This window comes from Arsenophonus sp. ENCA (assembly GCF_002287155.1).
Classification (GTDB): domain Bacteria; phylum Pseudomonadota; class Gammaproteobacteria; order Enterobacterales; family Enterobacteriaceae; genus Arsenophonus; species Arsenophonus nilaparvatae.
The window spans coordinates 1-13,324 of record NZ_NHNG01000651.1 but is presented as its reverse complement, the minus strand read 5'-3'; the positions used below and the strand labels follow the sequence as shown (position 1 = coordinate 13,324).

Sequence of the window (13,324 nt, the reverse complement as noted above, 5' to 3'; positions counted from 1 at the left end):
TAACAAGCTGAAAATTCAGCGGCTAAATTTTTCAATTCTTCGACTGATAATCCAATGATTGCTTTACATAAACGATTATCTCGTAACAGCCGCTCTTTGTTGATCATTTCAAACCTTTATTCTCTAAGTTAAACCTCTTTTTATTCTCAATAGCGTGACAAAAAATGCAAGTCTCTATTCAGCAACTAGTTTAGTATCTCTTATGGGGTCATTACAGTAATTTTATCTATGTATGACCAAGGATTTACTTTGTTGCATTTCGTTTGGGAATTGGCGCTGCCAGTTAACGCCACCACCAATCGTTAGATTGTTCATCACTCCTGGCAAAGTATAAGTTGAAAACAGTTTAAATAATCTATTTGGCGTTTCTCTATTAATACGTTTACCATCCGAATCTGTACCTAGGAACTGGGTATAACCGGCATAAATTTTCCCAATCATCGGTGATCTGACCGCTGACTTCAACTTCAAAACCTCGGGTTTTAATACCATCAATAGCATAATAAACCCTAGCACCACCGGGACGTCGCGGAGCATTGTTATCTTATTGGTTAAAATTATTCTGCCGGATCTCAAATAGTGCTAATGAATAATCGACCCCATTATCCATCGCAATACCCTTAATTCCTAACTCAAAATTTCCCCCACTGACTGGTTAATGGTTGAAACAGTCAGACTGGAATCTAAAGTTAGCGCATTGTTACGCCGTGCTATTTATTGATGGCTTAGTAAAAAACAATAATGTCAAACCGCTCGCATACTTGACGTACAATATTGACGATATGTGAGTGATCCTTGTCTATTCTCTCTTTTCAGTAATTATTTTTATTTAAATTTTCTGTCACTTTTTCCCAGTAAACGTGAAGCCTGCTTTATCAATGGTAAATCGACCATAACTCCTTCTACCTGAAAAGCGTAATTATCTTTCGATTGCTCAATAACCTTATTGGCCCATTGTTTTTGCTCCTCACTTGGCGAGAACACTTTAGCTACAATAGAAACTTGTTTTGGATGAATACATAATTTTGCACCAAAACCCAACGATTGAGCATGCTGTGCATCAATAGACAAAGTATCGGATGAAAAAAAATCAGGGGTAACACAATCAATTGGAGCTGAAAGGTTAGCAACACGTGAGGCTACAACAATTTGGCTCCGTGCGTAAAGAAATGCATCCGACGTTTGCTGACAATTTATATCCAGAGAATAATCCAGAGAGCCAAATGCTATTCTTGTAATACCACTTGTAGCAATAGCGTAAGAGCAGTGTACTCCTCGGGCTGTTTCGATGATGCCAATAAATGGGAGTTCTGTCAGTTTATCTGTTAAATGATTTTTTATTCTATCTATCGTATCGCCAGATTCCATTTTGGGCACCATAATACCTGCTATCGAAGCCCCCACTAATGAATTTAGCATTTTTACATCGTGAATAAAGTCAACACATTCTGGATGGTTAATCCTGATATAAATTTTCGTTGTAATCGAATCCCCATTCACAGCAGCAAACCAACTCACAATATTCTCACGCCCATGAGTTTTTTCTGCAGGGTGAACAGAGTCTTCTAGGTCAATAATTATTGCGTCGGCACCGCATTCAAGAGCTTTAGAAAATAACTCCTTTTTATTTGCAGGGACAAAAAGATATGTGACATCTTCCTTCATAAAAACCACCTAATTTATTGATAATAAATTAATTTTATCCATTTTGCAAACTGGTCACGACAATAGACAATACGGATGATAATGATATTTATTATCATTTACATGAATTAATTTTGATGCTAACTTAGTGACTTGAATTTTTCAAGACTCGTAACGTGATTAGTATTATTTTTTCAAAAAGTATGATTTTTATAGTTTCAACACTCTAACCTAGAGAGAAAATTATGGAACAGCCAGGGAAATTAAGTACGAATAAGAATAATCATACCAATTTATTTGATTATTCAATGCGCAACGCACTGACCAGAATAGTCCGATGCCTTTTTGCAGAAAAGTTATTGGATGTGACACAAGTTATTATTTCTAATAATCAGGTTTCATACCCTCTTTCTGATGGCATTAGCAAACTTCATTTTGAAAAAACAACAATTTATCCAGCCAATACAATTATTAATAAAGGGAATATATTCCTTGAAAGTTCCAATGGCCATAAAGTACAGATTCAAAAACATGAACATTTGATTGATATTATTCTAAATGATCTTGATTTCAGGCCAACCATGGAAGGGATTAACCAATTCAATGATGATGTCGCAAATAGTATCCACAATGACAGAATGGCTAGAAAACACAGGAAGAATTGGCGGGCAACTATTGCCAAAAAGATGGCAAAGGATGATGAAAGATTTTTTACCAAATGGGTAAGAGCACACCATGATATACGTGATGGAGCTACTCTCCTCGATCAATGGGGAGCACTGGAAGGACATCCCTACTATCCAACCTGGAAATCTCGTCCAGGATTGAATGAGCAGGATATTGAAGATTTATCTGCCGAATTTGGTGCTCGAGTTACCCTTCGTATAGGGGCTTTACGAGCAGACATGACATATTGCGAAAAAATGCCTCATGTTAAAGATATTCATCAATGGCTTTCAGAGGTTTTTCCTGATACTTGGCCGATATGGTGTGAGTGGTTGAAAAATGAAGGACTCGAACCTGACATGTGGCTTCCCCTTCCTCTCCATTCATGGCATCTCAAACACTGGATCCATAAACATTTTGCAAAAGAAATTAAAGATGGAATACTCCTGACCGATGGCCCTATGCTTGAAACAGCACCTTCCATGTCATTCAGGACTATGCTTCCAACCTCATCTAAATTGCCTTTTATCAAATTACCAGTCGCAATCTGGATGACAAGTGAAATGCGCAGTTTGCAAGCTAAATCGATTCATATGGGTCCACGCATCAGTACAATCATTGATGCGATCTTAAAAGCGGAAAATGGCTTTGATGGTATGCTTGATTGCTTCCGTGAAGAAGCTGCATGGCATTTCCTTCATCCGGAACGGAAAAATGATGCGGAAGGTGAATTCCTTTCAGTCGTATTCCGCAACACATCACCTTGGCAAATAGAGTCTAATACGCTGGCAGTAACAGTCGCGGCGTTATTTACTGAACTACCTCACCGACCACTACCCGTAGTCAGTGAACTTATTGAATTATCGGGTCAGGATCCGAGTAACTGGTTCCGTAATTATGCATACATTGTGCTTAAACCTGTCCTGGCAATGTATCTGATTTATGGTGTAGCTCTCGAGGCTCATCAACAAAATACTCAGATCTTGTTTGATGAAAAGGGTATGGCGCAGGCAATGCTTATTCGTGACTTTGGTGATGGCCGCACTTGGGCTCCTGCTCTTCGTAAACAAGGTTATGAACTTAAACCTTATTCATGGCCAGGTATTTTATCCACTGTATTTGAAGACGACATTGAGCCCGTAAGAACATTCGTCGTGGATGCTTGCTTTGTTAGTCACTTACACGAACTTGCTTGGTTTTTGACCGATCTTTATCACATTACAGATAATCGGATGTGGAACATTCTCGGTGAAGAACTAGAACGTATTTTCAACGAATTGCGCCCACGTCTTGATGAACAATTCTGGGATCAGGAACGACAGCATTTCATGCATCATCCATGGTTCACGCGTTCATTAATGAGAATGCATTTACAACAATATACCGATTACCGTATACAACATGGTCTTAATAACCCTCTGCTCGCCTGATAAGAGTGATTTCTGAGAATAAAGCGATGACAGTAAATCGTAATAAAACTATTTTGCTATGCCATCTTACTACTTTTGTTTTTACTAGCCACATTACGCTGAGCGCTGCCAGCGAGGAGGAACCAATTGTTGTTATCGGAAAAACATCAAATGCAACTGACGATGGCGATATTATACAACGAGCCAATATTGGCCTGTTAGGAAGTAAAAAAGTACAAAATACCCCGTTCAGTATCAAAGGTTACACTTCTAAATATATTAATGATCGTCAAGCCAAAACGCTTGGAGATGTTATTCAACACGATTCGTCAGTCCGTGTTACCGCTCTTTCTGGCGGTATTCTGGATTCCTTTATGATAAGGGGATTTCCTCTTGGTGAAGGTAACATTGGTGAAGTCGCACTGAATGGTGTTTATGGTGTTGCTCCTAACTATCAACTCTTAACCCAATATCTTGAATGCATTGAGGTGCTTAAGGGACCAGGTGCTGGGCTGTACGGTATGTCACCTAATGGCGGTGTTGGCGGTGTAATCAATGCAGTAACTAAACGTGCAACCAATAGGGATGTTACTCAGATTACAATAACCTGGGAATCAGATAGCCAATTTGGCACCTACATCGATGTTGGCCGATTATGGTCAAATCCAGATGGTGAAATGTGGGGAATTCGTTTTAATGGTGGAGGTAATAGTGGTAATTTATCACTAAATAATGCCAGTAAAAATGCAGCTCTTGGCGCACTTGCACTTGATTATGCAAAAGGTGGATTCCGGGTATCTCTTGACTTACTGGATCAATATCAGCACGCAAAATCACCTAATCGACCTTTTACCGGTTCCCCCAATATTGATGTTCCAGCAGCTCCAGATGGAAAGACAAACATTGCTCAAAAGGGAATGTGGTGGAAGATCCGTGACCAAGGTGTATTACTCCATACTGAGTACGACATTAATGATAATGTAACCTTTTTTGCTAACGCAGGAGGTGGTCGTTCTTTTGTCTCACGCATATCGGAACAAACACCAAACATTATCAATGAACGAGGAGATGTCGTATCAACTATTACTAATTTTCGGTTTAATGTAAATCGTTACACTTTAGAAACAGGTGCTAAGAGCTATTTTACAACCGGACCAGTAGAACATGAGATGACGTTTCAAGCCAGTTACTATCATGATCGCCTAGCTGTTGCTAGTACATGGGGACAAAAGGTTAATTCCAATATTTACTCTCCAATAGCAGAAGATGTCACTATGCCACCTACTCCAACTCATGTACCCAAAATATCTTCAAACCAACTGAGTGGTCTGGCATTAGCCGATACGCTTACACTTCTCGATGGCAGTGTTGATATTATCCCTGGTATTCGCTTCCAAAGAGTTCGTTCCGATAATTTTTCCGCTAACGGAGAACGCTCCTCGACGTATGACGAATCGGCCTTTACCACAATGCTTGGACTAGTCTATCGACCATGGCAATCTTTGTCACTATACGCAAACTATATTGAAGGACTTAGTAAAGGCGATATAGCTCCTGAAACTGCTAAGAATGCAGGCCAGGTTATGCGACCTTATCGCTCAAACCAGTACGAAGTCGGGGTCAAATATAATCTAGGTGAACTTCTGATTAACCTTGCACTCTTCCAAATAACAAAACCAAGTGGAGCAATTGATAGTAATAATACCTTCAGCACTAACAATGAACAACGCAATCGAGGGATCGAACTGAATCTTTCAGGGGAACCACTGGAGGGTCTACGTATGACAGGAAGTCTCTCACTGATTGATCCTGAACTGACTAAATCACCAACCTCTGGTGTTCGAGGTAATAAACCTGTTGGCGTATCTCCAGTACAGGCAAACCTAGGCGTGAAATATGCCTTATCAGTATTAAATGGACTTTCGCTGAACAGTCAAATCAATTACAGCGGAAAACAGTATGTCAATCAGGCAAACACTCAGTCCATTGGTTCATGGATAACAGTAGATATGGGGGTTGCCTATAAAACTCAGGTTTATAGTATTCCGGCCACCTTCCGTTTTGATGTGCAGAATGTGTTTGACCGTCATTACTGGGCAGGCGTTGCTTCCTACAGCACGATTGCACAAGGCGCTCCACGCACTTTCCTTGCTTCAGTAACCGTTGATTTTTGAGGTAACAAAAATGTCTTCACTACTCAACATTGCTAATCCCCAAAAAACTTCGTGGCAGGTAAACTTTGCCAGAGATTTACCTCCCTACCTCGATTCAGTAATTACTGACTGGTTACTACAGTCGCCAGAAATTCTTACCTGCTTAACGGATATGTATAGCTCGCCACTCAATATCGTCTGGCCGCATACTGTGGCTAATAATCTTAAAGCTATGACTGCGGTTACAGCGAGTTTCGGTATTAAAAGTAAATTTTATTATGGGGTAAAAGTTAACAAGTCACAGGCACTACTACAAGCTGCAGTATCTGCTGGAGCTGGTGCAGATGTTTCCAGCCTCCAGGAATTACATGATGCCATACGTGCTGGATGCCATGGAGTTGATCTGTGCGCAACTGGGCCGGCCAAAACGCGTGATTTTTTGCAGGAACTAATTCTTAAGGGGGCACGGATTGCGGTAGATTCTTATCAGGAACTACGGGATATTATTGAACTTGCTCAGATCTGGAGAGGAAATTTCGAAAAAATTAGTCTATTGCTACGACTGCGTCCAGATGCAAATCGCTCCAGCCGTTTTGGTATGTTAAGCCATGAAATTATCATCGCTCTTCATTCTCTGGCAGACAATAAGCACCTAGAACTTGCTGGTTTTCATTTTCATCTCAGCGGTTATGCTCCTGAAACAAGGGTTAGTGCTTTGCTTGATACCTTACCATTAATTACATACGCCCGTAACCTTGGATTAGATCCTCGAATTATCGATATCGGAGGAGGGTTACCAGTACAGTATGTAGAAAATCAGTGTTACAAAACTTGGTTATCCTCACAAAAATTTGCAGATTATCGTACGGACAAGATTCCTGCATGCTTTTACCCATATGGTGGTGAACTCAATGCTGAACAATGGTTAACAGTATTTCTAGAGAGTCAAAACTCTGTAGGTGATCGTATATCTGATATTTTGTGTAAGGAAGGTTTAACACTTTGTATTGAGCCAGGTAGAAGCCTGGTAAATCAGAGCGCCATAAGCATATTTCGAGTATGTCGAGTTCGCCCTCACACCAATGACAGTTCTGTTATATTTGTTGAAGGTAGTAGTTTCAGTGCTTGCGAGACCTGGTTTAATTCTGAATTTCTAATCGATCCAATCCATCTTCGATCCAGTAATCACGCTCAAAATCACTCACCAGGGAAAGCATGGATTGCTGGGCATAGTTGCCTGGATGAAGATATCATTACTAATCGACTGATTTCGTTTCTTGACTTACCTCAACCTGGGGATCTTTTGGTCTTTGTTAACACTGCCGGTTATCAGATGGATTTACTGGAAAATCAATTCCATCGTCATCCACTCCCAACACGACTTACCGCATTGATGAATCCCAGTAATAAATTGATGTTCACCGTTGACAATTAAGGAATTTTTAAATGATTTTCAGCAAAGTAACTGATTTAATTGGCAATACTCCTGTCATACAGTTGCCATTGACACAAGCAGACTCCCGGTTATACATCAAAGTCGAGAAAAATAACCCTGGTGGTAGTATGAAAGACCGTATGGCCAGAAATATGATTGTTGCGGCACTTAAATCTGGGCGCATCCAACCGGGTGGAACGATTGTTGAGTCATCTTCTGGAAACACCGGTATTGGATTAGCGCTAGCCTCTATTGAATTTGGTCTTAAATTTATCGCCGTTGTCGATCACCATGCTGCTCAGGACAAAATATCCATCATGCGAGCGTTAGGGGCTGAGATCCGCTATGTTAAAGGTGACTATGGTGAGAATGAAGTCGCTGTTATTGAACGCCAACGTATGGCCGCCGAGATTGCCAGTGAAATATCAGGTGCGGTCTTTATGAATCAATCTGATAATGCCGCCAACGCAGGTGGGTATGCTGATCTGGTTCGGGAAATTGTCCACCAAATTGGTCGGGTTGATGCATGGGTAGGTTGCGTCGGCACTGGTGGTTCGATAACGGGTATTGCACATGGGCTCAAGATTCATAATCCTGATACTGTCACTATCGCTGTTGAACCGGAAGGTTCCATCGTATTTGGCAAACCCGGTAAGCCATATTACCAGTCAGGGACAGGAACACCAAAAGGGGATACGGTTGGTCTAGTGCTAGATTATAGCTGCATTGATTACGGCGAACAGGTTTCTGATGCTTGCGCTTTTGAAACAGCCCGTTATCTTGCTCGGCGTTTTGGTTTATTGGTTGGCGGTTCTACTGGGGGAGCAATTTATAAGGCGCTAGAACTAATCGGTAAAGGAATAATCAAGGGCAATGTGGCGCTGGTCATCGCTGATGGAGGTGAAAAATATCTGCATACTATTTTCAATGAAGAATGGCTTAAAGAACGAGATTTGACTGCTCCAAAAATCTGGGATCAACTTGATAACTGGTTTGCTTCTTCCGCAATTCTGGAGTGTAAATCATGATCGCTGAGTATAAATTGAAAGTAACTATCTGTGGTGCTGGTAATACCGGTCACCTTGCAGCGGTTTTATTCAGTCAAAATCCTAAAGTCGACGTTACGCTTTTCAGCAGCCAACCCGAATTTCCTGCCACCTATAGAAAAAATGGTGGGCAAATTCATGCGTTATTGAATGACGGAACCCTATTAAAAGCGAGTCCCTCTTGTGTAACAGCCTGTCCTTATGAAGCTTGCCGTGAGGCAGATGTTATTATAATTACTACACCAATTCATGTAAGAGATAGTGTACTAAAACTTATTCAGCCAGCACTGCCACGTAATAAACCGGTGTTTGTCGGCGCAATTCCTGGTTTTGGTGGTTTTGACTGGCTGGCAGAGTATCGTTTAGGAACTCTTCCTAACATTGTATTATGGGGGATGAAAGATGTTTCCCATATTGCTTTTGAGCTTATCCGGGGGAAAAGTGTCAAACTTGGTGGCGCTAAATCACATCTTTATGTTGCATTACACCGTAGAGAAAAGCCAGAAATGGCTGAGATATTAATTGGTTATCTAAACCAACTTTATGAATCACCTGTGATGTTACTTGCTGATTACCTCGAAATTACCCTAACTCCAGGTAATCCAATTATGCATGGCTCCGTAATTTACGGTTTAATCGGTCCATGGGGGCAATGGCACAAACATTCCTTTAGCCATATCCCTTGTTGGTGGAATGATTGCCCAGAGTTAGGTGCCTACTTCCTTGCCCGTTGTGATGAAGAAAATCAGTTGCTACGTAAAGCAGCTGAGGCTGCACTTCACATCGATCTCAGCTCAGTACAACCTTTGCAGCAGGAAATCGTCGAGGCCTACGGTGATCTTATTGCTGATTCTCGTACATTGTTAAATGTTCTAAGAACGAATCAGGCATACGAAGGAATTCCGCTCCCTCTCATTAAAGCTAAAAATGAAGAAGGGTATGTTTTTGATCAACACCATAGAGTCTTTCAGGAAGATATTGCCTGTGGTCTTAGCCTTTTGGTTGCTATTGGAAAGCGTCTTAATGTGTCAGTGCCTTATATCAATGAAATCTATCTTTGGTGTTGTGAGTATATAGGGGAAAACAGTGCCACCGTCCCTATCCCCGCCAGTTGGCCGGAAATTAGGGTGGTAACAGAATGCGCGTGACAGGTAGCGTAGTGTTTATTGTTCAGTTCTTGTTTATCGTACAATTGCTCTCAATGGGCGCAATGGAGATGAGCGGACCTTTCTGGCCGTTACATTTAGCAAGTATGACATCGCAGGAACTGCTAAGTTTTGCCGGCACCGGTGTTTATATTGCCCCTATGCTAGGCATTATATTGACAAGCGCGTTCTGGGGGCGCGTTGGTGACAGGATCGGCAATAAAACAATGATGATCCGCGCGCTGGCTGGTCTTGCTCTAACGCAGTTAGGGCTCGCCTTCGCAAATGATGTATGGATTGTGCTTATTCTGCGTTTTGTTCAGGGCGCTTGTGCCGGCTACATCGCTCCAGCACAGGCTTATGGTATTGCCATGGTACCCGCATCACAACATACACGTTTATTTGCATGGTTGCATGTTTCTACTAATACAGGAGCACTTTTGGGTGCTATCACGGGCGGAGCTATTCTCGATCTATTGAGCTTTTTCTGGATCAATCTGAGTGCATCCATTATTTGTGCTCTATGTGCTCTTTTGGTGCTCCTAGTATTACCTGATGATGGCCCGACTAAAAGCATATCGGCCGCCTCCCCTCTCCCAGAAGAAAAAAGCACTTTACGTACCGTCAATAATAGAGCAATGGTTGGATTATTGCTTATTCTTAGTCTGCTATTAATGAGCAGAATGATAACGCAAACCCCGTTTTCACTTTATGTTACCAGCCTTTTCAATGCTCCGAACTGGCTGATAGGATTGGCATATGGTCTACAGGCTACTGGTGTAATCGTTTCTGCTACATTTTGGGCACGGTGGTTCGAACCTCATAATATGCACGCCACCCTAAAGCGTATGTTGAGCATAATAATCGGTTGTTTCCTTATAACCTTGCTGCTTGCAGCTGTGCGTCAAACTGGGTTGTTTATTGCCCTCTATTTTTTGTGGGGAGTATTGCTTGGTGCAACAACACCCATACTAACCGCATTAATCTCCCGTTCCGCGGCTAAGAGAGAACAAAGTTATGTACTTGGCCTGACACAAAGTATAAGCCAGTTTGCTTCTATTGCGGGTATTGCTCTTGGTGGAGTAACTCTTCTTTGGCCAGGATTGCCGGCTTTGTTTATTTGTGTCGCTGTAATGTATCTCATCACATTTTTTATCACGTTGAAAGTTAGCCACTCCTCCAAAGAGTCAAATAAATCTATAGGGTATGAGCTATGATAGTAAGGTTTTTATTTTTTACCATACTGCTAATTTCTTCCAGTGTACAAGCAGAACAAATAGTTACTCCGGTGACAGATCTCCTCGGTAGAACTGTGTCAGTCAAACTTCCGGTTCAGCGCGTGATCCTAGGCGAAGGTCGACAACTTTACCTTGTTGCAATGTTAGATAAGGAAAATCCAGCTAAGCGAGTGGTTGCCTGGAGAAAGGATTTAATTCAGTCAGATCCTGCGACATGGCAACAGTATCGGAAACGTTTTCCCCTTTTGGAAAAAATCCCAACTTTTGGTGGTAGCGAACAAGGAAATTTCGATGTAGAGCTGGCCATTAGCCTCAAACCTGACGTTATCATCATGAACATGGATGCAAGAAAAGCGATCGTAGATTCAGGATATGAGGCGGCGCTTTCCAGCGCCGGGATCCCTATTGTCTATGTTGACTTTCGTTATGAACCAATAGCACATATTCCTCCGACGGTAAAACTGTTTGGCAAACTGTTTGGCAAAATGGAGCTTGCCACCGCCTACCTTCAATTCCGTGATATGGAGCTAAAACGTGTAACCTCCCAGGTAAATAAGTTAACGTCTCCCCTACCTAAAGTGTTTCTTGAGCGTCTAGGGGGATATTCAGATGAGTGTTGTATGACGTTTGGTAAAGGAAGTTTTGGGCGATTTGTCAAACTTGCTGGGGGAGAAAACATAGCTGCATCGTTATCTCCAGGTTCCTTTTTTACCATCAATCCAGAGCAGATAGTATCAGCCAATCCCCATATAGTAATTTTGACCAGTGGTAATTTTCAGGCATCAGTACCTGGTGGGCGATGGATACCTCTCGGCCCTGGTGCGGATATTAAAGAAGCCCGAACTAGACTAGCATGGTTTACTACCCGCCCTGCCTATAAAAACAGTTCAGCTCAGCATAATAATGCATTTTTCGCTATTTGGCATCAGTTCTATAACAGTCCTTACGATGTCATTGCCATCCAGCAATTAGCAAAATGGATCCATCCTGAACTATTCAGTGAACTTGATCCCGATGATACATTTCGTCGTCTTTATCATGAATTCCTTCCCATTCCGTACTTAGCAGGATATATGGTTAGTTTGAAAGCAGAGGGGCATAATAGTGACACTTTGTCTGACACAGCTTCGCGCTGATACTCCAGGAACGGAGCATGTCATCCATTTTAATAATGCCGGGGCAAGTTTAATGCCTGAACCAGTTATACGTGCGATAAGGGAACATTACTCCAGAGAAATCACCATCGGTGGCTATGAAGCTGCTGTGACCCAGCGACAGTCAATTGAAAATGTCTATCAGGAACTAGCAACGCTTATCAATGCAAAACCTGCTGATATCGCACTGATGGAGAATGCGACTCGTGCCTGGGATATGGCTTTTTATTCTTTACCATTGAAACTTGGTGACATTCTTCTTACCTCAACAACTGAGTATGCAGGAAATTATATACCTTATCTGCAAAAACAAAAACGAGATGGTATAAAGGTTAAAGTACTGAATGAAGATGAAACCGGTGCTGTTTGTCTGGAACAGCTAAAGAAAGCATTGGATAATCCGAATGTCCGGCTAATAAGCCTACCATTGCTTGGTACACATGGCGGGCCAATACAACCCGTCGAGGAAATTGGCGCACTTGCGCGTGAAGCCGGCGTATGGTTTTTTCTGGATGCATGCCAGGGAATTGGGCATTTACCATTGGATATCAAAAAAATTGGCTGTCATGTACTAACCGCTTCTGGTCGCAAATACTTACGTGCTCCACGTGGTACTGGTTTTCTGTGGATAGATAACATATTAAGCTCAACTATAGAGCCAATATTGCTTGATCATCATGCCGCGAAGCTGGAAAGTGCTAATCATTATCATATTAATGATAGCGCACGTCGTTTTGAATGCTGGGAAGCTAATATTGCGGATCGTCTTGGTCTAGGAGCTGCTGTCGCATATGCTATATCATTAGGCCAGGAAAATATAACTCAACGAATTCTTTATCTTGGGAAACAACTTAGAACCGGTCTGAAAGATTTACCTCACATTCAGATACATGATCGCGGGAAACATTTATCTGGAATTGTTACGTTTACCGTCAAAAATATTATTCCAGAAAATGTACAAAAGTATCTATCCACTCATCCACGTCGTATGAATGTTTCCTGTTCACGATTTAATTCAACATTTATTGATATGAAAAATCGTGGACTTGACGCTGTCGTACGTGCATCTGTACATGCATACAACAGTGAAGAAGAGATTGATACCCTACTTAACGTACTTGCTGATATCAGATGAGGTAAACATGATATATAAGGTAGTATTGCGACCACTTGCCTTGATCCGTCCATCTGAAGAGGTCAACATTGAACATGTAGAAATATTAGTAGAAGAGATTATTCACTAAACTAGTTGCTGAATAGAGACTTGCATTTTTTGTCACGCTATTGAGAATAAAAAGAGGTTTAACTTAGAGAATAAAGGTTTGAAATGATCAACAAAGAGCGGCTGTTACGAGATAATCGTTTATGTAAAGCAATCATTGGATTATCAGTCGAAGAATTGAAAAATTTAGCCGCTGAATTTTCAGCTTGTTA

General features: G+C 41.5%; 10 protein-coding genes. 8 read left to right on the top strand and 2 right to left on the bottom strand.

The features are described from left to right. Positions 1-222 precede the first annotated feature (222 nt). Together CBG25_RS16980 and CBG25_RS16975 are read right to left on the bottom strand one after the other, a co-directional pair. The gene (locus CBG25_RS16980; protein ID WP_290608102.1) at positions 223-501 is read right to left on the bottom strand and encodes a hypothetical protein; all 279 of its coding nucleotides are present in this window, start codon (positions 499-501) and stop codon (positions 223-225) included. Between the two features lie 324 nt (positions 502-825). Continuing rightward, complete coding sequence (locus CBG25_RS16975; RefSeq protein WP_290608100.1) at positions 826-1,665, bottom strand: CoA ester lyase; 840 nt, start codon at positions 1,663-1,665, stop codon at positions 826-828. Between the two features lie 224 nt (positions 1,666-1,889). Here CBG25_RS16975 and CBG25_RS16970 point away from each other — a divergent pair, with 224 nt between their 5' ends. Genes CBG25_RS16970 through CBG25_RS16935 form a run of 8 tightly spaced genes read left to right on the top strand, consistent with a single transcriptional unit; the run spans position 1,890 to position 13,025 of the window. After that, positions 1,890-3,740: an IucA/IucC family protein gene (locus tag CBG25_RS16970; protein ID WP_290608098.1), complete on the top strand. Its 1,851-nt coding sequence runs from the start codon at positions 1,890-1,892 to the stop codon at positions 3,738-3,740. 53 nt (positions 3,741-3,793) lie between these two features. Beyond that, positions 3,794-5,893 (top strand): TonB-dependent siderophore receptor, encoded by a 2,100-nt coding sequence (locus CBG25_RS16965; protein WP_290608104.1) that lies wholly within the window; start codon positions 3,794-3,796, stop codon positions 5,891-5,893. A gap of 10 nt (positions 5,894-5,903) precedes the next feature. After that, positions 5,904-7,307 carry a Y4yA family PLP-dependent enzyme gene (locus tag CBG25_RS16960; protein ID WP_290608096.1) on the top strand — a complete coding sequence of 468 codons (1,404 nt, stop codon included), beginning with the start codon at positions 5,904-5,906 and terminating at the stop codon, positions 7,305-7,307. An 11-nt stretch (positions 7,308-7,318) separates the two neighbouring features. Continuing rightward, positions 7,319-8,335 carry a cysteine synthase family protein gene (locus tag CBG25_RS16955; protein ID WP_290608094.1) on the top strand — a complete coding sequence of 339 codons (1,017 nt, stop codon included), beginning with the start codon at positions 7,319-7,321 and terminating at the stop codon, positions 8,333-8,335. Beyond that, positions 8,332-9,501, top strand: a complete 1,170-nt coding sequence (locus CBG25_RS16950; protein WP_290608092.1) for an NAD/NADP-dependent octopine/nopaline dehydrogenase family protein — start codon at positions 8,332-8,334, stop codon at positions 9,499-9,501. Before CBG25_RS16955 ends, CBG25_RS16950 begins: the two co-directional genes overlap by 4 nt. Continuing rightward, on the top strand, positions 9,492-10,715 hold the full coding sequence (locus CBG25_RS16945; protein ID WP_290608090.1) for an MFS transporter: 1,224 nt from the start codon (positions 9,492-9,494) through the stop codon (positions 10,713-10,715). Before CBG25_RS16950 ends, CBG25_RS16945 begins: the two co-directional genes overlap by 10 nt. Continuing rightward, entirely contained in the window at positions 10,712-11,872 is a 1,161-nt protein-coding gene (locus CBG25_RS16940) for an ABC transporter substrate-binding protein (RefSeq protein WP_290608089.1), read from the top strand. The genes CBG25_RS16945 and CBG25_RS16940 overlap by 4 nt, the downstream gene beginning before the upstream one ends. Further along, positions 11,841-13,025, top strand: coding sequence for an aminotransferase class V-fold PLP-dependent enzyme (locus CBG25_RS16935; protein WP_290608087.1), 1,185 nt, complete (start codon positions 11,841-11,843; stop codon positions 13,023-13,025). Before CBG25_RS16940 ends, CBG25_RS16935 begins: the two co-directional genes overlap by 32 nt. Positions 13,026-13,324 lie beyond the last annotated feature (299 nt).

Excerpts from the sequence above, each read along its gene's own strand:
- CBG25_RS16980 (WP_290608102.1), bottom strand. The coding sequence starts at position 501 with ATGCTATTGATGGTATTAAAACCCGAGGTTTTGAAGTTGAAGTCAGCG.
- CBG25_RS16975 (WP_290608100.1), bottom strand. The coding sequence starts at position 1,665 with ATGAAGGAAGATGTCACATATCTTTTTGTCCCTGCAAATAAAAAGGAG.
- CBG25_RS16970 (WP_290608098.1), top strand. The coding sequence starts at position 1,890 with ATGGAACAGCCAGGGAAATTAAGTACGAATAAGAATAATCATACCAAT.
- CBG25_RS16960 (WP_290608096.1), top strand. The coding sequence starts at position 5,904 with ATGTCTTCACTACTCAACATTGCTAATCCCCAAAAAACTTCGTGGCAG.
- CBG25_RS16955 (WP_290608094.1), top strand. The coding sequence starts at position 7,319 with ATGATTTTCAGCAAAGTAACTGATTTAATTGGCAATACTCCTGTCATA.
- CBG25_RS16950 (WP_290608092.1), top strand. The coding sequence starts at position 8,332 with ATGATCGCTGAGTATAAATTGAAAGTAACTATCTGTGGTGCTGGTAAT.
- CBG25_RS16945 (WP_290608090.1), top strand. The coding sequence starts at position 9,492 with ATGCGCGTGACAGGTAGCGTAGTGTTTATTGTTCAGTTCTTGTTTATC.
- CBG25_RS16940 (WP_290608089.1), top strand. The coding sequence starts at position 10,712 with ATGATAGTAAGGTTTTTATTTTTTACCATACTGCTAATTTCTTCCAGT.